This window comes from Kribbibacterium absianum (genome assembly GCF_030067705.1).
Taxonomy (GTDB): domain Bacteria; phylum Actinomycetota; class Coriobacteriia; order Coriobacteriales; family Atopobiaceae; genus Kribbibacterium; species Kribbibacterium absianum.
On record NZ_JASJEX010000002.1, the window covers coordinates 302416 to 323079 of the forward strand.

The following is a 20664-nucleotide window of genomic DNA, read 5'->3' on the forward strand; positions in this document are numbered from 1 at the left end:
GCACCTCGGGAGGTTGCTAGTCGCCGTTGCGCACGAAGCGGTTCTCGGAGAAGATGCGCGCCGAGCCCTCCCAGTCGCGGGCCGCGTACGTGAGGAACAGCACGTCCACCACCTGCAGCTGGGCCATGCGGCTGGCCATGGCGCCGCTGCGGACGTCCGCCTCCGTCGCCGCCACCGTGAGCACGAGGTCGCTCCAGGCCAAGAGGCCGCCGTCGCCGCCCTGCGCCCGCGAGCCGGTCACGGCGATGGTGCGTGCCCCGTGCTGCTTGGCCTCGCGCTGGCACCGAATCACCTCGCGGGTGCGGCCGGAGTAGCTAAAGGCGATGGCCAGGTCGCGGATCCCCATGTTCTTGGCATAGAGCAGCTGGCTGTGCCAGTCGTCGGCGCAAAAGCAGTCCACGTTGGCGCGCATGAGCTTGAGCTGCAGGTCGCGGGCCACGAGCAGCGACGCCCCGACGCCAAAGAGGCAGATGTGCCGGCTCGCGATCATCAGGTCCACGCAGGCGTCCACCGTGCGCGGGTCCAGCGTCTGGGCGGTGGCCTCCAGCGTCCGCACGGCCTTGTCGCACACTTTGCGCACGATGACGGCGCCGCGGTCGCCCTTGACCACGTCGCCCATGGCCGCGCGCTCCTCTTGGCGCGCCATGGCGACGTCGTAGATGAGCGCGTCGCGAAAGCCCTTGTAGCCCGAGAACCCCAGCTTGCGGCACAGGCGCACCACTGTGGAGCCGGAGGTGGAGGTGGCGTCGGCCAGTTCCTGGATCGAGAGCCCTGCGGCCTCGTCGCGGTGGGCGAGCACCCAGTCGACGATGGCCAGCTCGGCCGGGCTGGCGTCGCGCCGATGCTCTTCCAGTCGCAGGTTGGTGCCGTGAGTGGCCATGGCGCCCTGCCTTTCTTGCCGTTCGCCGGTGCCGAACCGCGCGAATGATGCCGCTTGCCTCCCAAAACCGACCGCTCGTGTGCCCCGACCTGCGCCCGATGACTAAAGGCCCGCTCAGGGTCGCTTCAAGGAGCCAGGCGAGCGGTCGAATACTCCCTGCCATCGGCGCCCGGTCGGCCGCCGGCCGTCATGCGATGAAACGGAATAGTCATTCTAGAGCCAGAAGATGGATGTCGCGTTTCTCAAATCCGACGGCGGGAACACCAGACAGCGAACCGACGGCGCCGATCGACAGATGGCCTGCCGGCGCACGCGCTGTCCGACCCCCGAAGGAAAGGTGGGATCGTGGTCGACCTGACCTCCATCTCCACCGAGCAGAGGAATCCCAACACGATGAATCTGGACTCGATGGACCCGCTGCACGTGGTCCAGGCCATGAACCGAGAGGACCGTCACGTGGCCGAGGCGGTGGGCGAAGTGCTCCCCGCCGTGGCCGAAGCGGTGGAGGCGGCCCGCACGGCGCTCCTGAACGGAGGACGCATCGTCTACCTGGGCGCCGGAACTTCCGGGCGCTTGGGCGTGCTCGACGCCGTGGAATGCCCGCCCACCTTTGGTGTTTCCCCCGGCGTGGTGGTGGGGCTCATCGCCGGCGGCGAGAAGGCCTTCGTGCACGCCGTGGAGGGCGCGGAGGACGACCCGGCCCTCGGGGCCCGCGACCTGGACGCCATCAACGTCACGGACCGCGACCTCGTGGTGGGTCTCGCCGCCAGCGGGCGCACCCCGTACGTGCTCGGGGCCCTCGGCCGTGCGAAGGAGCTGGGCTGCACCACCGTCGCCATCGATTGCTCGCCGGGCGCCCCCATCGCGGCCGTGGCGGACATCGCCATCGAGCCGGAGCCCGGCCCCGAGGTGCTCACCGGATCCACGCGCCTCAAGGCCGGCACCGCTCAGAAAATGGTTCTGAACATGATATCCACCGGTGCCATGGTGGGCGTGGGCAAGGCCTACGAGAACCTCATGGTGGACGTCCAGCAGACGAACGAGAAGCTCAACAGCCGCGCCCTGCGCATCGTGTGCGAGGCCTGCAGCTGCGACGCGAACCAGGCGCTCGAAGCGCTGGAAGCCGCAGGGCACGAGGTCAAGACCGCCGTCGTGATGGTGCTCACCGGCGTCGATGCACAAACGGCCAGGAAGCGCCTGGACAAGGCCGCCGGCCACGTGCGCGGCGCCATCAGTCAAGCGTCGTGATTCGGGAGGGTCCCATGGACAAGGAGACATGCGTCAACAAGGCCTTCGAGATCATCGGCTACGGCGGCGACGCCAAGGGCCGCGCCTACGAGGCGCTCGAGCTGGCCGAGAACGGCGACTTCGAGGGCGCCCACCGCGAGATGGAGGACGTGGCCGAGACCATGGTCAAGGCCCACAACATCCAGACCGAGTTCATCGTCAAGGCGGCCCAGGGCGAGGAGATCCCGATGGACATCCTGTTCGTCCACTCCCAGGACCACCTCATGTGCGGCATCGAGGCCGAGGCCCTGATCGCGCACCTCATCACCGCCAACGAGCGCATCGCCCGGCTCGAGGAGCGCATCGCGGCCCTCGAGGGCGCCCGGGGAAGTGACGCGGCATGAGCGGGAGGCAGCCGGCGCCGGGCACCCTCAAGACCCGCCGCGCCGAGGCTCGTGAGGCGGCAGCGATCGAGCGGCAAAGGGCCGCCACGCGCGAGGCCCAGATCCACGCCCGCGCCGTCGACGCGGCGACCCGCTGGCTCGGCGAGACGGACTACGACATCCCGCGCTTCGGCTTCATGAGCGCGGCGGTGATCGTCTTCGCCTTTGTCGTGGCGCTCTTCGCGGTGCCGTCGCTGGTGCAGGCCGTGACCCCGGCGTGGAAGCCGGGCGCCGCGGTCGTCGGGAGCGCGCTCGTGGCCTTCACCTTCGCCTTCATGCAGTGGTTCTGGGAGCGCAAGGAAGGGGCCACCAAGGGGTTCTGGCTCTGCCTCGTGGGCCTCACCGCGGCGCTGCTGCCGGTCTTTTTCATCGTCTACTACGCCGCGATGTGAGAGCGAACGTCAGGTACGGTGCGGCCCCATCGGGCCGTTGAGAGTGAAGGAGCGTGTCATGAAAGTCTTGTTCGTGTGTTCCGGCGGGATGTCGTCCACGATCGCGGAGCAGGCGCTGCAGAAGGAGTGCGCCAAGCACGGCCAGAAGATCGAGGTCACGGCCTGCGGCACCGGCCAGGTCCGCGACGCCATCGCCAAGCAGGGCCCGGACTGCATCATGGTGGCCCCGCAGGTGCGCCACCGCTTCAAGGAGATGTCCGAGGAGGCCGGGAAGGCCGACATCCCCATCGTGCTCATCGAGCCGCAGGCCTACAGCCCGCTCGGCGGCGCAAAGCTCTACCAGCAGTACGCCGACCTGATGGGGCTGTAGCCCCGCAACACAGGGGCGGCGCCCCGGTGGCCGCCGGAACGCCGCCAGTCCCCTCCAGCCCTCCAGAGAGGAGCTCCCATGTCCGCCTTTGAAACGGCGTCCAGCTGGATCGACGACCACTTCGCCGAGCCCATGGCGCGCCTGAGCGAGCAGCGACACCTTCGCGCCATCCGCGACGGCATCATCTCGTGTCTACCCATCATCATCGTCAGCTCGTTTTTGATGGTCATCGCCTTCGCCTACAACTACATGCCGTCCGATTGGGCGCTCGCGCAGTTCCTGCAGGCCAACGCCGTGAAGATCCTGTTGCCCTACCGCATGTCCATGTACATCCTGTCGCTCTACGCCTGCTTCGGCATCGGTTACTCGTTGGCGCGCTCCTACGACGTGGACGGCCTCATGGGCGGCCTTCTCAGCGTCATGGCGCTTCTGCTCACCATCGTGCCGGTGATGATGCCGGACATGACCGACGCCGTCCTCGCCGCCCTCAACGGCAACGACGCCCTCACCGAGGCCGGGGTGGCCGCCACGATGCAGGCCGTGGACGGCGCCTATGTGATGAACATGGGCTACCTGGGCACCGGGCAGGTGTTCGTGTCGATCATCTGCGCCTTCGTGGCGGTGGAGGTCTACCGGCTGTGCCTGCAGCACAACGTGACCATCAAGATGCCGCCGCAGGTCCCGGCCGCCGTGTCCAACTCCTTCGCTGCCCTCATCCCCACGGCCATCGTTCTCGTGCTCTTCAGCGCCGTGTGCCTGTGGGGCGGCTTCGACATCCACGGCTTCATCTCCACGCTGATCGCGCCGCTCGTCTCCGGCACCGACACCCTGGGCGCCGCCCTCGTGGTCGTGTTCCTCGAGATGCTCTTCTGGTGCTTCGGCATCCACGGCACGTCCATCGTGTACTCCATCGCGCGCCCGCTCTGGCTCGTGCTGCTCGACGAGAACGCCGCCGCCTACGCTGCCGGCGCCGCAGTGCCGCACATCGTCGTCGAGCCGTTCTTCCAATGGTTCGTGCAGATCGGCGGCTCCGGCTGCACGCTGTCCCTGGCCATCCTGCTGCTCTTCTTCTCCAAGTCCAAGTACGGTAAGGCCATGGGCAAGGCGACCATCGTGCCCGCCGTCTTCAACATCAACGAGCCGTTGATGTTCGGCGTGCCGCTGGTCCTCTCGCCGACGTTCTTCATCCCGCTGGTGGTGGTGCCGCTGCTCAACACGCTGATTAGCTACTTCTGCATGGCCGTGGGGCTCGTGGGCCGCTTCGTCGGCGCCATCGTCCCGTGGGTGCTCCCCGGGCCCATCGGTGCGTACCTGGCCTGCGGCGGCGACTGGCGCGCCGCGGTGCTCAACGTGGTGCTGATCGCGCTCGGCATGCTCGTTTACTTCCCGTTCTTCCGCGCGTGGGAGAAGCAGATGCTCAAGGCCGAGGCCGACGAGGGCGCCGACCCCGAGACCGCCGAGGTGTGACCGTCTGGCCGGGCGTCGGTGTCGAGAAGCGCCGACGCCCGGACGACCCTCACAGGAGAGGAGCCCGACCATGATCGTTGCCGTGGACGCCGGCGGCACCAAGACCGCCTTTGGGCTCTATGACGACGGGGGCGAGGAGTTGGGGAGGTGCCGCCGGCCCACGTGCCATCCCGACCAAGTGGGCCTTGACGGCATGGTGCTCGTGCTGGCCGACGGCGTGCGGGAGCTGTTGGACGAGCAGCGCCTCGGGCTGGCGGACGTGACTCTGGGCCTTGGGCTCGCCGGCTATGGCCCTGGTCGAGAGGCGCCGATGCGGGCGGCGCTGGAAGAGGCGTTCGGCGCCGCCCGGACGCTCACGGTGGTGAGCGATGCGGAGGCCGCGCGTCTCGGTGCGTTGAACGGCGAGGACGGCGTGCTGCTGATCGCGGGCACCGGTTCCATCGCCGTCGGGCGCTTTGGCGACGAGGCCGTGCGCTGCGGCGGATGGGGGCCTGTGATGGGCGACGAGGGCTCCGGGTATTGGATCGGGCGCCGTGCGCTGCAGCGGGCCTGCCGCGAGGCGGACGGCCGTGCCGAGAAAAGCGCGCTTGGCCGCTCGGTGTTCGACGCGCTGGGCGTGACGGAGCCGGGCGAGGCCGTCGCGGCGCTCGCTGCGATGGCGGATCGGCGCTCGGGCGTGGCGGCGCTGGCGAGGACGGCGTGCGACGCAGCCCGGGAAGGCGACCCGGTGGCGGCCGCGCTTCTCGACGAGGCGGCCGGACAGTTGGCGCTGCTCGTGAACACGTTGGCGCGCGGACGCGGCGCCGTCGTGTGCTCCTGGGCCGGTGGGGTCTTCTCGGCGGGGGACGTGGTGCTGGACCGGCTTCGCTGCCGCTTGGGTCCGGGCGTGACCTTCCAGGCGCCGGCAGGCGACCCGCTGAGGGGCGCGTGCATCGCGGCGGGCGGCAGGTCGTGACCAACGATATCGCCGGCCTCGGGGCCGGTTTGGGAGGTTCTCAATCATGAATCAAAGGAAGCGCCGGGAGCTGCTCTGGGGCGGCGCGACCGCGTCGAGCCAGTACGAGGGCGCGTGGAACGTGGGCGGCAAGGGGCTCGACACGCAGGACTGCCGCCCCTATGTGCCGCGCACCGAGGTGGCGACCACGGCGACGCGCCTGCTCACACCGAGCACCATCGCCCGGGCCAAGGCCGACGCGCTGACCGACTCCGGCAACTACCCCTTCCGCCGCGGAAGCCGTGGCTACGAGCACCTGGAGGAGGACATCGCCCTGCTCAAGGAGCTGGGCCTGGACATCTACCGCTTCTCGATCAGCTGGGCGCGCCTGTTCCCCAACGGCGACGAGGCGGAGCCCAACCCGGAAGGCCTGGCCTACTACGACCGCGTCTTTGCGGCCGTGAAGGCAGCGGGCATGAAGACGTTCCTCACGCTCACCCACTACGCGATGCCACTGCACCTGGTGGAGGCCTACGGCGGGTGGACCGACCGCACTCTGATCGACCTGTACGTGCGCTACGCCCGCGTGGTCTTTGAGCGTTGGGGCGACCAGATCGACTACTACCTGCCCTTCAACGAGATCAACGCCGGGTACTTCTCGCCCTGGAACGGCGTGGGGCTGCCCAAACCGGAAGACGGGCCGTATGACCAGTCGCTCGTGTTCACGAGTCTCCACCACCAGTTCGTGGCCAGTGCGCGCGTGATCCAGATGCAGCGCGAGGTGGCCCCTGCCGCTCAGAGTGGCTGCATGGTCGCGTACTTTTGCTACTACCCGTTCACGTGCTCGCCCGAGGACAACCTGAAGTGCACCCTCGATGAGAACGTGAACCAGTGGTACGCGGTGGACGTGCTGGCGCGCGGCTACCACCCGGAGTACATGGACCGGTTCTGGGCGGAGCACGGCGTCCCTGTGGACGTGCTCGACGAGGACCGGGTGCTCTTTGCGCAGAACACCTGCGACTTTGTGAGCTTCTCTTACTACACGTCGAGCGTCGTCACCACGCAGGAAGGGGAGCAGACCGCCGGCAACCTCGTGGTCACCACGCGGAATCCCTATCTCAAGTCGAGCGAGTGGGGCTGGCAGATCGACCCGGTGGGCCTGCGCGACGCGCTCAACCGCACCTGGGACCGCTGCCGCAAACCGGTGATGGTGTGCGAGTGCGGGTTCGGCGCGCGGGACCTCGTGGAGGAGGACGGCTCGATCCACGATGCTTATCGCATCGCGTACCTGCGGGACCATTTCGAGCAGATCGAGGAGGCCGTGGCCGATGGCGTGGACTGTCTCGGGTTCATCCTGTGGGGCGTGATCGACATCGTGAGCGCCGGCTCCTGCGAGATGGGCAAGCGCTACGGCTGCGTGTACGTGGACGCGGACGACGAGGGCAACGGCACCTACGCGCGCTCCAAGAAGGACAGCTTCGCCTGGTACCACGACTTCATCGAGGACTACCACCGGCGCTTCTCGGAGACGGGCGGCGATCCAGCGGCGATGCTGGCCCGCTAACCGGCGTTTCCTCCCGAGGTGCCACGCACCCCAGGCGGTTTCCGCCCAGGGTGCCACGCACCTCAGGTGGTTCACGAGATGATGAGCCACTGCCCGACGGGCGGTGGCTCATTGTTGCCTTGATGGGCGCACCGCGTCGAACTCGAAGGCGTTGGACTCGCCGCGATAGGTGGCCAGCGAGTACTCCACGGCGCGGCCGGCGTCGTCGCGCGCCACGGTGGTGAAGTGGATCACCGGGTCGCCCTCCTCGAGCCCGAGCAGCGTGCAGCTGGTGCCGTCGGCCTTGGCCACCTCGAGCCGCCGGTGTGCCGTGGCCACCGAGTCCCCGCTCCGGCCCATGGCCTCGTACAGGCTCGTGGTCGAGAAGTCCTCGCCGCCCAGCGCCTCATATCCCTCCTGCGGCACGTAGCTCTCCACCAGCACGTTGGGCTGGCCGTCGGCGTAGCGCAGGCGCAGCAGGCGCCACACCGGCGCGCCGGGCGCCAGCTCCAGCGCCTCGGCCACGGCGTCCTTGGCCGACTCGGCGCGAAAGTCCAGCACCGTGGTGGACGGCACATGGCCGCCCGATCGCAGCGCGTCGTCAAAGCTCGAGACCTCCATCGCGAAGGACTGGCTCACGCGCGGGCGCGTCACGATGGTGCCGCGGCGCCGGCGACGCTCCAGATAGCCGTCGTCGGCGAGGATCTGGATGGCCTGGCGCACCGTCGGCCGGCTGACGCCGTACTGCTCGGCGAGCTCCAGCTCCGTGGGGATGGTCTGGCCTTCGGGATAGGTGCCGTCGAGGATCTTCGCGAGCAGGTCCTCTTTGATGGTGTCGTAAAGCGTCATGGGTTCCTCGGGTCACGGTCGCTCCGTTGTGAGCCATTCTAATGAAATGACGAATAGCTGACAAAACAGGCTAGACATTCTCAATAAGTCAGACATAATGGGCGACGAAAGCTTACCAATGGCTGCTCAACCGAAAGGACCCGTCATGAACTACACCCTCACCGACCTCGCCCTTCTCGTTGACCACACCAACCTCCACCCCGACGCGACCCGCGAGGACATGGCCAAGCTCTGCCGTGAGGCCAAGGACTACGGCTTCCGCATGGTGGCCATCAACTCTTGCCAGTCCAAGCTGTGCTCGGAGCTGCTCGAGGGCTCCGACGTGCACACCGGCGCCGCCATCGGCTTCCCGCTGGGCCAGACCACGACGGCCGTCAAGGTGTTCGAGACCAAGGACGCCATTGCCAACGGCGCGAACGAGATCGACTACGTGGTGAACCTCACCGAGGTCAAGGCCGGTAACTGGGACTACATCGCCGACGAGATGCGCCAGATTGTGGCCCTGTGCGACGAGGCCGGCATCCCCTCCAAGGTGATCTTTGAGAACTGCCTGCTCACCGACGATGAGAAGGTCAAGCTCTGCGAGATCGCCAACGAGGTGCGCCCGACCTTTGTGAAGACCTCCACCGGCTTCTTCACCGGCGGCGCGACCGTTGAGGACGTGAAGCTGATGCGCGGGCACTGCGTGCCGGAGGTGCAGGTCAAGGCTGCCGGCGGCATCCGCGACGCGGACGCGTTCCTCGAGATGGTGCGCGCGGGCGCCACGCGCATCGGCACCTCCTCGGGCATGCGGATCATTGACGAGCTGCGCGAGCGCATGGCCGCCGACGGCGTGGAGTCCTACGATCTGTAAACCAAGAAACGTGACAAAATGCTCCGTCCCCATTGTCACGGTGACATTGGGGACGGAGCATTTTGTCATCTAGTGCGAACAATGATGAGGAGGCCTTTCATGAAGCACGTGTTGGTGGGCGGCATCGACCGCTGCGCAATCGTCCAGGGCGCCTGGCACATCGAGGACAAGACCCCCGAGCAGGTCGCGGGCCTGATCCAGCTGCAGCTGGACCGGGGCGTGGACTTCTGGGACCACGCGGACATCTACGGGGCCGGCCGCTGCGAGCAGGTTTTCGGCGAGGCGCTGCGCCGCATGCCGGCTGCCACGCGCGACCGCCTCGTGATCCAGTCCAAGTGCGGCATCCGGCCCGGCGCGTTCACGCAGTACGACTTCTCGCGCGAGCACATCCTCGCGTCCGTCAACGGCAGCCTCGAGCGCCTCGGCGTCGAGAAGCTCGACTACCTGCTGCTGCACCGGCCGGACCTTCTGATGGAGCCCGAGGAGGTCGCGAGCGCCTTCGACACCCTCCACGAGCAGGGAAAGGTCCTGCACTTCGGCGTCTCCAACTGCACACCCGGCCAGATTGAGCTGCTCAAGACGGCCGTGCGCCAGCCGCTCGAGGCGAACCAGCTCCAGCTCTCGCTGGCCCACACGCTGCTGTTGGACGCCGGCGCCAACCTCAACCTCGCGCGCGACGCCGGCATCGGCCGTGACGCCGGAGTGCTGGACTACTGCCGCATCCACGGCGTCACGGTGCAGTGCTACAGCCCGTTCCAGTACGGGTTTTTTGAGGGGTCGTTCATCGACAGCCCCGAATACCCCCAGCTCAACGCTGTGCTCGGTCGCCTGGCCGAGCAGTACGGCACCACCAAGAACGGCATCGCGGCGGCGTGGCTGCTCCGCCACCCCGCGCAGATGCAGGTGCTGGTCGGCACGACGAACCCCGAGCGGCTCGCGGCCATCGACGAGGCCGCGGACATCGTGCTCACCCGCGCGGAGTGGTACGAGCTCTACGCGGCCGCCGGCAACCAGCTGCCGTAACGCCTGCGAGAAGGCCCCTGTCGCCACGGTTTCGGAGACGTTGGCGGCAGGGGGCCTCGTCCTACTCGTTCGTCTTGGCGTCGGGCTCCTCGGCCTGCGCGTTCTCGACGGCCTCGATCTGCTCGGCGCCCTCGGGCGCGCCCTCGTCCTTGGCGGGCGCGCGGAACAGCTTTGCCAGCATGTCGATGCCGGCGCGCCGCGCGGCGTTCCAGAGGCTCGGTCGAGCGGCGCCCCAATCCACCGGGTGCGTCTGCAGGTACGAGGTGGCCAGGTCGATCACTTCTTGTCCGCACCCCGGGTTGAAGGTGTCGCTCCCCGGCACCGGGATGTTGATCGCGATGTCCGCCGCCTGCGCGTAGAGCTCCTCCAGCTGCTGGGACCCGTAGTTCATGCACGTGTTCATCAGGTTCAGCACGTTGAGGTTCGCGACCGGGGGATAGGTGTGCAGCATGTGCACGCCCACCACGGCGTCGACCGACTCGCGGTCGAACAGCGGCGTGGGCAGGTTCATGCGACAGCCGCCGTCCACCAGGGTGTGGCCCATGAACGTGACCGGCTGCACCATCATCGGGTACGCGCCCGAGCAGCTGATGCAGGTGGCGAGGTCCAGGTCGTTGGACGCGATGAGGTCCCAGTTGCCCGTCGTGCGCGCGAAAAAGCCGTCCTCGCCGGTGAACACCACGAGCTTGCCGGTGATGATGTCCACCGCGCAGATGGCGAGCGGGAGCTTGAGGTCCGCGAAGGTCTTGACGCCGGCCTTCTCGAGCAGCGGCTCGACGGCGTCCACCAGCACGCCGTTGTCCATGAAGCCGTTCTTGGTGACGGCGGCCAGCAGGTGCCGGCGCGCGTTCTTGATGACGTCCTGGCTCTTGATCTGCTCGTCCATCTCGAGGAGCAGGTTTGCGATGGCCGTGCTGTCGAGCCCGGCCGCCACAAGCGTCGCCACGAGCGAGCCCATCGAGGTTCCCGCCACGGCGCCGGTCTCGATGTTGTTCCTCTCCATATCCGCCAGCACGGCCACCTGCGAAAAGGCCCGCCAACCGCCCCCGGCGAGCGCGAGGCCCACGCCGTCGAGGTGCTTCTTGGTCTCCTGCGCCATGTCATCGACTCCCATCCATGTGCATTTAGGGACAGTCCCTAAATGCACATCGCAGTGTTCTGGCACGACAAATAGATGCCCATAGTACAGGACGAGCGATCGGGGGCGATGCGCTTAGGGTTGCGTTTCAGTAAGCCTGGTTGTGTGCGAGGGAGTCGCGCGGGGCTCGGCTGGAAGTTTGCGGGGAACCGTTTCCCCGCAAACTGCGACCACCGACTTGCGGAGAACCGTTTCCCCGCAAGCGAGCGACGACACAAAACCCCAGGTGGACGTGGCTCGAACAGGTGAGCAGGGCGCGTTTCCCCGCAACCGGTTGAATGACTTTGCGGAGAAGCGTTTCCCCGCAACCCCGCGATGTCGCAGCTCTCGCAACGCGACGGCAGCCCCCTGCTGTGGCGCGATAGCAAAAGAGCCCCATGTCGGGGCTCTCGGATGCTCGTGGTGCGGCATACAGGATTCGAACCTGTGACCTTTTGATTCGTAGTCAAACGCTCTATCCAGCTGAGCTAATGCCGCGAAGCAAGAGAGAGTATTGCGGAGCCGTCGCGCGCTGTCAAGCACGGATTGACTGAAATCGATGCCGTAGCTGCGGCGCTGTCGCGTGGCAAAGAAAAAGGCCCCGAGGGGCCCGAAGAAGCGCTGGTGCGGCATACAGGATTCGAACCTGTGACCTTTTGATTCGTAGTCAAACGCTCTATCCAGCTGAGCTAATGCCGCGAAGCAAGGAACAGTATGCCCACGCCCCGGGGCGAAGTCAAGGAGCTTTTCGAAAGCCGGGGAACTTTTTTGCAAGGCCGCGGCCCGTTTATGCAGCCGCGCAGGTCAAACGAAAAAGGCGCCCGAGCTTTCTCGGACGCCTGGTCAGTCACTGGCGGAGAGCGAGGGATTCGAACCCTCGATAGGATTGAGTCCTATACTCGCTTAGCAGGCGAGCACCTTCGGCCTCTCGGTCAGCTCTCCGGGTGCGCAAGCATTCTAGCCGATAACCGCTCTCGGTGAAAGCAACCCTGCCATAAAGTCCGCGTCCGCCACCACATCGTCGTGCCGCACGCGACTCCAGGCAAAACCGCCGAGCAGCTCGTCCGGGCGCAGGGGCTCGGGTTTCTCGAGCAGCCCGACCGCACTGGCCAACGCGCCGACAATCGCTTCCGGGGCAACGCCTTCCGCTCGCAGCGCCCCCAGGTCGAGGTCCCGATCGCGCTTGGACAGCCGCCGGCCGTCCGGTGCCACCAGCAGAGGCACGTGCGCGTAGTCCACCTCCGGCAGCCCGAGCAGTCGCTGCAGGTAGCGCTGGCGCGGCGCGGACCCCAGCAGGTCGCGTCCGCGCACCACTTGCGTGACCCCCTGCGCAGCGTCGTCCACTACCACGGCCAGCTGGTAGGCAAAGACCCCATCGCTCCGGCGCACGAGGAAGTCACCCACATCGGTGGCCAGCGTCTGCTCGCAGGGCGGCTGGATGAGGTCGGGCACCGTAATGAACCCTGCGGAATCGCTGGCTTCCGGTACGCGCAGCCGTAGCGCCGGCGCCCGTAGTGCGCGTTTCTCGGCCACTTGCTCCGGTGTCAGGTTCCGGCATGTGCCCGCGTATACGTACGTGCCATCGCTCGCGTGGGGCGCCGACGCGGTGTGGAGCTCGGCGCGGGTACAGAAGCAGGGGTAGGTGAGGCCCTGCTCGGTCAGGGTCGCGAGGGCGGCTTCGTAAGCATCCGTGCGTTGCCGCTGGTAGACGGGGTCGCCGTCCCAATCGAGGCCCAGCCAGATCAGGTCCTCCATCAGCTGCTGGGCCACGTCCGGCCGCTGGCAGCGAGGGTCCAAGTCCTCCACGCGCATCACGATGGAACCGCCCGCACTCCGGGCGCCGAGCCACGCGAGCAGCGCGGACAGGGCGTTGCCCAGGTGCATGCGGCCGGAAGGGCTCGGGGCGAAACGCCCGACGGTGGGCGGTGTGGCGGTGGTGTCCAAGGTCTCCATGTCCCTCAGCGTAGCTGGCTGGACGCTTCGGTCAAAGCCATTTGTCCACGGTTGGACGCTTCGGTCAAAGCCGTTTGTCCACGCTCCAGCCGACCGGAGCGTGGACAAACGGCTCTCTCCGAAGAAGCGTCCACGCGCGCTCGGGACCGCAAAGAAAGACATGAAAACGCATGACCGGCCAGACTGGGTCTTTGACAATTCTGTGACCGAGTTCTGACCGCTGCGCGGCTGTTTCTGAAGTGACGACCTGAAAACATCGTGTACGTGGAGGGAAGTCAAAGGCGCGAACAGAAAGGACAGCGTCATGGTGGAATCCAATCTCAACCGCAGATTGTTCTTGAAGGCGGGGACATTGGCCATGGTCGGCCTTCTCGTGCCGCGTACTGCCAGAGCGGCGGAGTCGAGCGTGGCATCTGTCGATGTGCCTCAGTTGGTATTGACGCCGGCGCCCGGGGTCGAATTGCCCTCAACCCAGCTGGAGCAGCAGCAGCTAGCCGCAATTCGCGAAGAAGTGGAGGCTCTGATTGCGGCCGATGCTTTGCACTATTCGTCGCGCCCCACCTACGAGACTGTCTACGGAGCCACAAAACCGTCATCGGTGACTTCAAGGCTGTCGCCAACCAACCCACCGATGGCTATAGCATGAATACCGGCGGAACGGTGAGCCTGTCCTGGACAGGAGGAGGTTCTTACAGCATTGGAGTGTCGTTCGCAGCCCCGTTCGGGTCCTTTAGCATCAGCGCCGCTATCGGCAAGGCTGGCGTGACCGGGGTTTCTGCGAACATTCCCCGTGGTGGTCGTTGGAAGGTTTACACGCGATCCGTCTACTCCTGCAAACCCTACGTGGTCTATCGGGTGGTGAACGGCAAGCGCACGCTCTGGAGCCGAAACCTCAATACACTGCCCGAGTGGAACAAGTTCGACATCAGCGTGCGGAAGGTCTGATCGGGGGAATCCATGAGTCGCCTTTACGTGGTGGACGACGACGAGTCCACGCGCGTGCTCTTGACCGCCTACCTGGAGCAGGCGGGTCATGAGGTGAAGGCGCTTGAGAGCGGCGCGGCGCTTCTCAAGGAGGAGCGCCTGCGCCCTGCCGACCTCGTGGTGCTGGACGTGATGATGCCGGGCATGGATGGCTTCCAAACCTTGGTGGCCTATCGTGTCCTGTCGAAAGCGCCGGTGGTGTTCCTCACTGGCAGGGACGCGGAGCCGGACTATTGCGCGGGGCTGGCTCTGGGGGCGGACGATTACATGGCCAAACCGGTGCGGCCTGCCATGTTGGTGGCCAAGGTCTCGGCTCTGCTCCGGCGTCAGCGGGACGAACAAGGGCACGGGCGCTTGGCTTCCGTGCCTCAGTGCGGCAACCTGCGGTTTGACGAATCCTCCCACGCCTTTCTCGTAGAGGACGTTCCAATGAGGCTCACGCCCACCGAGGAGCGCCTGTTGCTCTTTTTCATGGCGCGGTTCGAGGGCGCCGTCAGTCGAGAAGAGGTGCTCCGCGAAGTGTGGGGGTTGCCTGACGGCGTGGAGTCGCGCGTCGTAGACGAGACCAACCGGCGCGTGCGCAGAAAGCTCGCGGCCGCCAACGCGGATGTCTCCATCCAAACCATCTGGGGCTACGGGTTTCGGCTCGCGCTTCTGTGACGAGGAGCTGACATGGGCAAAGAAGGGGTTAGGCAGCTCAAACGACCGCTGACCTGGACCGCCGCAGCGTTGACTGTGGCGCTGGTGTGCTGCCTCTATTGGACGGGATCGGGTCTCTTGGAGCGCAAGTGCACCGAGGCGCTGGAGCGAATCCAGCAGAACGGTAGCGACGATCCCTGGCCCTCCTTGGTGGTGCAAGCTCAGAGCCTTTCCCCCGAGGACCTCTACGGCAGCCAACGATTCTTGGGGGAGGAAAAGCGGGGCACGGGGGACGCCTATCGCATCGAGGACACGACGCTCCGCTGGTCTATCGGCAATTACTACGAGGTTAGGCGGCAGCATCGCGGAGAACGAGTGCCCCTGTATTGGGTGCACCTCTTTCACCAGGACTCTTACTGGGCCTGGTGCTATGTGGCTCAAGATAGCTGGGGCCCCGATGGCGCGGCGGGGGCATTGGGGGCCGGCGATTGGGTGGTCTTTATCGATGTCTCGACCGCCATGCGAATGCTGCAGATGTCCACCGGCGTTCTAGTGCTCGTTGGCGTCGCGCTGACGCTGTTGGTGGGTCTGGCCGAGCGTCGGCTCGTGCAGACGCAGGAACGAGCACGCCAGAGGGAGCGCGACTTCTTTGCCAACGCTTCGCACGAGCTGCGGGCCCCGCTCATGTCCGTGGGAGGCTACGCGGACGCTCTGGAGGACGGCCTGGTGCCCCTGAACGAGGCAGCCTCCTCCATACGATCCGAGGCTCAGCGTATGGAGGGTCTGGTGAGCCAGATTCTGGCTCTGGCAAAGGCCGATGCTGGAAAGGTTCCGGTGCGGGCTCACCGGTGCGATGTACGCGAGCTGGTGTACGAGGCCCTCGGGGTCGAAGGGATCGAAGGGATGTCCGAGAAGCGGGTGACCGTTGACGCTCCGGAGCCGCTTCCTTTTGTGTGCGATCCCGACTTGACGTTCTCCACCGTCTCGAACCTGGTGACCAACGCCTGGCGTCATGCCGCCTCTTGCGTAAGGGTGGAGGCGCGGGTGGAAGAGGGGCGCCTTTGTGTGCGGGTCTCGAACGATGGGGATACAATCGCGCCCGAAAGGGTCGAAGAGCTGTTCGAACGCTTTCACACGGGCCCAGGAGGCCAAACCGGATTGGGGCTTGCGCTCGCACGCGAGTATGCACGGCTGCAAGGAGGCGACGTGACGGCCTCGGTGGAGGCGGGGCGGACCTGTATGGTGGTGTCGTTGCCCGAAGGGAAGGCGTGCTCCTCGCAGACGTCGGCCGAAGCTTGAGGCCGGGCCCAGCCCTGAGAAAGGAAGCTATGGCCCAGATTCTGTTCATGCGCCACCCCGAGACCGAGGGCAACGTCGCCCATTGGTACTCCGGGCGCCGCAACGTCGAGCTTTCCGACCGCGGCGCCGAGCAGTGCGCTCGGGCCATTCGCGCCCTCGTGGCGTGGCAGCCGGACGTCATCGTCTCGAGCCCGCTCGTGCGCTGCCGGTCCATCGCGTTCGGTGCGGCCATCTGCCTCGGGCTCGAGCCCATCATCGACGACCGCCTCATCGAGATCGACTTCGGCGCCATCGAGTCGATGACCTCGAGCGAAGCACGCGCCCAGGGGCTGGTTTTCCCGTGGCCGGTGGACGAGGACGGTGTGTCTCACCCGGTGCCCGGCGGCGAGTCGTTCGAGCATATCGAGGCGCGGGCGCAGGCGTTCCTGGACGACGTTCGCTGGCTCGATGGCCGCATCGCCTGCGTGGCCCATGGCGGTATGATGCGCGCGATCATGGCCGCGGCCTACGGCATGGACCTCTCCAAGTTCTGGGACATGTCCATCGACAATGTGACGTCGCAGATCTTCCTGGCCCAGGACGGGAGATTGCAGCTCTCGGCCATGGGCCTGACGCCGGAGGAGGTGGCCGCCCGCGGCCTCGCCTGGCAGGCCGAACGGCGCGAGACCTGACCGCGCCCCGGCTCGTCGTCGCACAAGAAGGGCCGCGTCCCAACTCGGGAGCGCGGCCCTTTCTCGTCTCGTGCGACTGTGCCTTAGCGCGGCATCTCGGCGCTGGTAGAGGCGGCCACGCGGCTGCCGTACTTCTCGTCCAGCGCGAACAGGCCCTCGGGGGTGACGCCGAAGAGCTTCATGTCGTCCATCATGTCGATGCAGGTGATCTCTTCCTCCTGCTGCTCGGCGATGTAGTACTCCAGGAACTTCTTGGTGCGGTAGTCGCCCTCGTTCACGGACTCGGTGTAGATCTGGTTGATGGAGTCGGTGATGAAGCACTCGTGCTCGTAGGCCAGCTCGATGCCGTTGGCGGGGTCGGAGACCTGCTTCTGCGGCGCGGCGATCGGCTCCAGGACCGGCTTCACGTCGTTGTCGAGCAGGTACGTGCGGATCCTCATGGCGTGGGCCTTCTCCTCGGAGGCCTGGACCACGAACCAGTTGGCGAAACCGCGCAGGCCGTAGTCGTCGTACCAGTCGGCGAAGGACAGGTAGAGGTACGCGCTGTAGAGCTCCTTGTTGAGCTGCTCGTTCAACAATTGCTGGATCTTCTCGGAGAGACGCAACTTCATAGAGATCAATCCTTTCTCGATGGGGTGTTCCGTGCCGCAGCTGTCCGTTACATTGGAGACGGCTGCGTCGACACTCCTGAGAGGTCGTACCCCAGAGAAAGGTTTGTGATGAGGACGTTCTCAATCAGCAAACGCGTGCGGTCGGCTGCCGTTGCGGTCGCCCTGTTCCTCGCGGCCCTGCTGGCCGCGCCGGTGACCGCGCTGGCCGTAGACTACACGATGGGGCCCGTGACCATCGATGCCGTGCTCGCTGCGGACGGCACGCTCACTGTGACCGAGGACCGCACGTTCAACTTCGACGGTCACGCGAACGGTGTCTATTGGAAGATCCCGACGGGCACCTACGAGGGCCGGGAGATCGCGCCCGTGGTCGAGAGCTGCGGCGTCGTGGAGGACGGCCAGTACGAGCGGTTCTCGGACAGCTCGAGCGGCGACGACCACACCTACGAGCTTTCGGATTACTCCAGCTACACGCAGGTGAAGCTCTACAACCAGGCGGACGACGAGCCCGTGACGTTCCGCGTGGTCTACAAACTGCCGCAGCTGGCGACCGCCTGGGCGGACACCGGCGAGCTGTACTGGAAGTTCGTGAGCGACGGCTGGGACGAGCCCACCGACAACGTCACCTGCACCATCCATCTGCCGGTGCCGAGCGGCCAGACCGTCAAGGCCGGCGACAACGTGCGCGCCTGGGGTCACGGGACGCTCGACGGCAACGTGTCCTTTGACGGCAACGACGTTGTGTTCACGGTGCCCCGCGTGGGCACCGCCGACTATGCCGAGGCGCGCGTCACGTTCCCGGTGAGCTGGCTCGCCTCGACGCGCTCGAGCGAGAACCGGCTGGACGCGATCCTCGCGGAAGAGCAGCAGTGGGCGGACGAGGCCAACGCCAGGCGCGAGGCAGTGCGCGCGGAGCAGACGGGCCTCGGCGTCGTCTTCTGCGCCGTGGGCGCGGGGGCCTGCGCGATCGTGTGGCGCACCTGGCGTCGCTACAAGGAGAACCACCGGGCGCTGTTCCAGGACGAGTACTTCCGTGACGTGCCGAGCGCGGACCATCCGGCGGTGCTCGGCGCGCTCTACCACGGCGGCTCGGTGGGCACCGAGGAGTTCACGGCCACCCTCATGCACGTGAGCGACCAAGGCGCGGTGGAGCTCAACCACGTCGAGTATCCCGGCTCGTTCGGCCGCACCAAGGAGGACTACCAGCTGGTCCGCGTGCCGAGCAAGGCGGAGGCGCTCACGAGCCCCATCGACCGCGACCTGATGCGCATGCTCTTCGAGCGCGTGGCGCCCAAGACCAAGAGCTCCCGCGACCTTCACGGGGACGGGCACGTGACGCTGCTGTTCTCCGAGATGAAGCGCGTGGCCAAGAAGCACCCCGAGCGCTACATGGACGCCTATGACGACTGGAAGGGCGCCGCCGAGGGGGAGGCCATCGAGCGGGGGTTCTTCACGGACGACTCCCGGGGAGGCCGCGGCTGGCTGGTGCTGGCGATCGTGGCGTGCGCGCTCGCGCTGTGCATCGGCCTCGCCGGGGCGATTGAGCTGGAGCCGCCCGCATGGGTGTGGCTCACGCTCCTTCTGCCGGTGGCGGGGTTGGTGGCCGCCATCGTGGCCCTCGCGCACATGAAGGCGCTCTCCCGCGAGGCCATCGAGCTGCGCGCCCAGCTGGAGGCGCTCCGCCGTTGGCTCAAGGACTTCACGCGGCTCAAGGAGGCCGTGCCCAACGACGTGATCCTCTGGAACCGCCTGCTCGTGATGGCGGTGGTTCTCGGCGTGGCCGACGAGGTGATCGAGCAGCTGCAGGTCGCGATGCCGGAGCTGCTGACGGACCCGGACTTCGTGCCCACCTACGTGTGGGTGAGCGGTCATGGCTCCATGGAGCCGCCGAGCGCCGCCTTTGCGAGCGCGGCGGCCGCCAGTTACCAGGCGAGCAGCGCGGCCATCGCGGCGTCGAACAACAGCTCCGGCGGCGGTGGTGGCGGCGGCTTCTCCGGCGGCGGAGGCGGCGGCTTCGGCGGCGGCGGAGGCGGCGGCGCGTTCTAGCGACGGACGGGGCCGGGGCCTGCGGAGGACCCCGCCCCGTCCTTGTTTTATGCGCCCTCCGTGCATGGAACGAGCGTTGGGTCAGTTGGTGCATTAAATACGGGGACGGGAGTATACAAACGACGAGATGTCCGGCCATTTACCGCTGAAAACGGAAATGCGACCGCTCCCCGCAGTGCATAAACCCTTCACACCCTTGCCCAGTTGTCTCGGGTATATCTGAAAACACCGATGCGCCCCGCCGTTCTGGCGGGGTGTCCCGTTTTAGGCACTGGGAGGAGCACCAGCATGGCTGAGTCCGAATACAAGAAGGCGCCGGGCAAGCCCGACCGTATCGTGGTGGCCCTGGGCGGCAACGCCCTCGGCGACAACCCCAAGGAGCAGATGGAGCGCATCAACGTCGCCGCTCCGGCGCTGCTCGACCTCATCAACGAGAAGAGCGAGATCGTCATCACCCACGGCAACGGCCCGCAGGTCGGCATGATCCAGAAGGCCTTCGCCATCGCGAGCGACGCGAACCCCAGCGTCCCCGCCATGGACCTGCCCGAGTGCGGCGCCATGTCCCAGGGCTACATCGGCTACCACCTGCAGAAGGGCATCGGCAACGAGATCCGTCACCGCGGCAAGCCTTGGCACGTCGCGACCATCGTCACCGAGGTCGAGGTGGACAAGGACGACCCCGCGTTCGAGAACCCCACGAAGCCCATCGGCCAGTTCCTGACCAAGGAGCAGGCGGACATGCAGAAGCTCGAGAACCCCGACTGGACGTTCGTCGAGGACTCCGGCCGCGGCTATCGTCGCGTCGTCGCCTCCCCGCAGCCCAAGGCCATCGTGGAGATCGGCTCCATTCGTCACCTGCTTGACGCCGAGTACATCGTCATCGCCTGCGGTGGCGGCGGCATCCCCGTGTACGAGCAGGACAACGCCCTGGTGGGCGTCGGCGCCGTCATCGACAAGGACCTCGCCGGCGAGCTTCTGGCCGAGGACGTCGATGCCGAGAAGCTCATCCTGTTGACCGCCGTCGATCACGTGGCCATCAACTTCGGCAAGCCGGACCAGGAGGACCTCACCGACATCACCGTCGAGCAGGCCAAGAAGTACGTGGAGGAGGGCCAGTTCGGCAAGGGCTCCATGGAGCCGAAGGTCAAGGCGGCCATCAAGTTCGCCGAGTCCCGCCCCGGCCGCGTTGCCATTATCGGCAGCCTGGAGAAGGCCGCCGCAGCGGCGAACGGCGAGTCCGGCACCCGCATCCACCTGTAGAAGGGCCGCGGCTCAGGGTCTCTTCTCGGCCCCGAAGCCTTCGCTTCCGAGCGCGTCGTTGAGCGCCGTCCCGCATCGTGCGGGGCGGCGCTTTGTCGTGCGC

General features: G+C 66.7%; 21 protein-coding genes and 3 tRNA genes. 16 read left to right on the forward strand and 8 right to left on the reverse strand.

All coding sequences use genetic code 11. The features are described 5' to 3' along the window. Positions 1 to 16 precede the first annotated feature (16 nt). Positions 17 to 880, reverse strand: coding sequence for a MurR/RpiR family transcriptional regulator (locus QJ043_RS04335; RefSeq protein WP_283713615.1), 864 nt, complete (start codon positions 878 to 880; stop codon positions 17 to 19). 345 nt (positions 881 to 1225) lie between these two features. Here QJ043_RS04335 and murQ point away from each other — a divergent pair, with 345 nt between their 5' ends. The 7 genes from murQ to QJ043_RS04370 all read left to right on the forward strand — a co-directional run bounded on the left by murQ (position 1226) and on the right by QJ043_RS04370 (position 7277). Next, positions 1226 to 2128: an N-acetylmuramic acid 6-phosphate etherase gene (gene murQ, locus QJ043_RS04340; protein WP_283713614.1), complete on the forward strand. Its 903-nt coding sequence runs from the start codon at positions 1226 to 1228 to the stop codon at positions 2126 to 2128. A gap of 14 nt (positions 2129 to 2142) precedes the next feature. Beyond that, entirely contained in the window at positions 2143 to 2511 is a 369-nt protein-coding gene (locus QJ043_RS04345; protein WP_283713613.1) for a PTS sugar transporter subunit IIA, read from the forward strand. Continuing rightward, entirely contained in the window at positions 2508 to 2942 is a 435-nt protein-coding gene (locus QJ043_RS04350; RefSeq protein ID WP_283713612.1) for a hypothetical protein, read from the forward strand. Before QJ043_RS04345 ends, QJ043_RS04350 begins: the two co-directional genes overlap by 4 nt. Before the next feature lie 58 nt (positions 2943 to 3000). Next, positions 3001 to 3312, forward strand: a complete 312-nt coding sequence (locus tag QJ043_RS04355) for a PTS sugar transporter subunit IIB (protein ID WP_283713611.1) — start codon at positions 3001 to 3003, stop codon at positions 3310 to 3312. Positions 3313 to 3390: 78 nt separating this feature from the next. Beyond that, on the forward strand, positions 3391 to 4779 hold the full coding sequence (locus QJ043_RS04360; protein ID WP_283713610.1) for a PTS sugar transporter subunit IIC: 1389 nt from the start codon (positions 3391 to 3393) through the stop codon (positions 4777 to 4779). Positions 4780 to 4849: 70 nt separating this feature from the next. Further along, positions 4850 to 5734, forward strand: a complete 885-nt coding sequence (locus QJ043_RS04365) for an N-acetylglucosamine kinase (protein ID WP_283713609.1) — start codon at positions 4850 to 4852, stop codon at positions 5732 to 5734. A 46-nt stretch (positions 5735 to 5780) separates the two neighbouring features. Further along, positions 5781 to 7277 carry a glycoside hydrolase family 1 protein gene (locus tag QJ043_RS04370; RefSeq protein ID WP_283713608.1) on the forward strand — a complete coding sequence of 499 codons (1497 nt, stop codon included), beginning with the start codon at positions 5781 to 5783 and terminating at the stop codon, positions 7275 to 7277. Between the two features lie 108 nt (positions 7278 to 7385). On the opposite strand, the gene QJ043_RS04375 is transcribed toward QJ043_RS04370, so the two are convergent. Then, positions 7386 to 8105 (reverse strand): GntR family transcriptional regulator, encoded by a 720-nt coding sequence (locus QJ043_RS04375; RefSeq protein WP_283713607.1) that lies wholly within the window; start codon positions 8103 to 8105, stop codon positions 7386 to 7388. 145 nt (positions 8106 to 8250) lie between these two features. Here QJ043_RS04375 and deoC point away from each other — a divergent pair, with 145 nt between their 5' ends. After that, complete coding sequence (deoC, locus tag QJ043_RS04380; protein ID WP_283713606.1) at positions 8251 to 8958, forward strand: deoxyribose-phosphate aldolase; 708 nt, start codon at positions 8251 to 8253, stop codon at positions 8956 to 8958. Between the two features lie 99 nt (positions 8959 to 9057). Beyond that, on the forward strand, positions 9058 to 9981 hold the full coding sequence (locus tag QJ043_RS04385) for an aldo/keto reductase (RefSeq protein ID WP_283713605.1): 924 nt from the start codon (positions 9058 to 9060) through the stop codon (positions 9979 to 9981). A 61-nt stretch (positions 9982 to 10042) separates the two neighbouring features. Here the strand turns inward: QJ043_RS04385 and QJ043_RS04390 are convergent, their stop codons facing one another. The 5 genes from QJ043_RS04390 to gluQRS form a co-directional block, all read right to left on the reverse strand. After that, positions 10043 to 11080 (reverse strand): patatin-like phospholipase family protein, encoded by a 1038-nt coding sequence (locus QJ043_RS04390; RefSeq protein WP_283713604.1) that lies wholly within the window; start codon positions 11078 to 11080, stop codon positions 10043 to 10045. Positions 11081 to 11519: 439 nt separating this feature from the next. Beyond that, positions 11520 to 11596 (reverse strand) — tRNA-Arg (locus QJ043_RS04395). 124 nt (positions 11597 to 11720) lie between these two features. After that, positions 11721 to 11797: transfer RNA gene (locus QJ043_RS04400), tRNA-Arg, on the reverse strand. Between the two features lie 152 nt (positions 11798 to 11949). Beyond that, positions 11950 to 12040: transfer RNA gene (locus tag QJ043_RS04405), tRNA-Ser, on the reverse strand. Between the two features lie 15 nt (positions 12041 to 12055). Next, a complete protein-coding gene (gene gluQRS, locus QJ043_RS04410) occupies positions 12056 to 13051 on the reverse strand; it encodes a tRNA glutamyl-Q(34) synthetase GluQRS (protein WP_283713603.1) in 996 nt (331 codons plus the stop codon). A 304-nt stretch (positions 13052 to 13355) separates the two neighbouring features. Between gluQRS and QJ043_RS04415 the strand changes: the two genes are divergently transcribed. From QJ043_RS04415 to QJ043_RS04435, 5 genes are read left to right on the forward strand one after another with little or no spacing between them, the layout of a single operon-like run. After that, positions 13356 to 13697 (forward strand): hypothetical protein, encoded by a 342-nt coding sequence (locus QJ043_RS04415; protein WP_283713602.1) that lies wholly within the window; start codon positions 13356 to 13358, stop codon positions 13695 to 13697. Beyond that, entirely contained in the window at positions 13694 to 13996 is a 303-nt protein-coding gene (locus QJ043_RS04420; RefSeq protein WP_283722741.1) for a hypothetical protein, read from the forward strand. The genes QJ043_RS04415 and QJ043_RS04420 overlap by 4 nt, the downstream gene beginning before the upstream one ends. 12 nt (positions 13997 to 14008) lie before the next feature. Continuing rightward, positions 14009 to 14695 (forward strand): response regulator transcription factor, encoded by a 687-nt coding sequence (locus QJ043_RS04425; RefSeq protein ID WP_283713601.1) that lies wholly within the window; start codon positions 14009 to 14011, stop codon positions 14693 to 14695. Positions 14696 to 14707: 12 nt separating this feature from the next. Beyond that, positions 14708 to 15973 (forward strand): sensor histidine kinase, encoded by a 1266-nt coding sequence (locus QJ043_RS04430; protein ID WP_283713600.1) that lies wholly within the window; start codon positions 14708 to 14710, stop codon positions 15971 to 15973. 29 nt (positions 15974 to 16002) lie between these two features. Further along, positions 16003 to 16644, forward strand: a complete 642-nt coding sequence (locus QJ043_RS04435) for a histidine phosphatase family protein (RefSeq protein WP_283713599.1) — start codon at positions 16003 to 16005, stop codon at positions 16642 to 16644. Between the two features lie 83 nt (positions 16645 to 16727). Here QJ043_RS04435 and QJ043_RS04440 read toward each other — a convergent pair whose 3' ends face one another. Next, positions 16728 to 17255, reverse strand: a complete 528-nt coding sequence (locus QJ043_RS04440) for a ferritin (protein WP_283713598.1) — start codon at positions 17253 to 17255, stop codon at positions 16728 to 16730. Positions 17256 to 17363: 108 nt separating this feature from the next. On the opposite strand from QJ043_RS04440, the gene QJ043_RS04445 reads away from it, so the two are divergent. Further along, positions 17364 to 19301: a DUF2207 domain-containing protein gene (locus QJ043_RS04445; RefSeq protein WP_283713597.1), complete on the forward strand. Its 1938-nt coding sequence runs from the start codon at positions 17364 to 17366 to the stop codon at positions 19299 to 19301. Positions 19302 to 19589: 288 nt separating this feature from the next. Then, a complete protein-coding gene (gene arcC, locus QJ043_RS04450; RefSeq protein WP_283713596.1) occupies positions 19590 to 20561 on the forward strand; it encodes a carbamate kinase in 972 nt (323 codons plus the stop codon). Positions 20562 to 20664 lie beyond the last annotated feature (103 nt).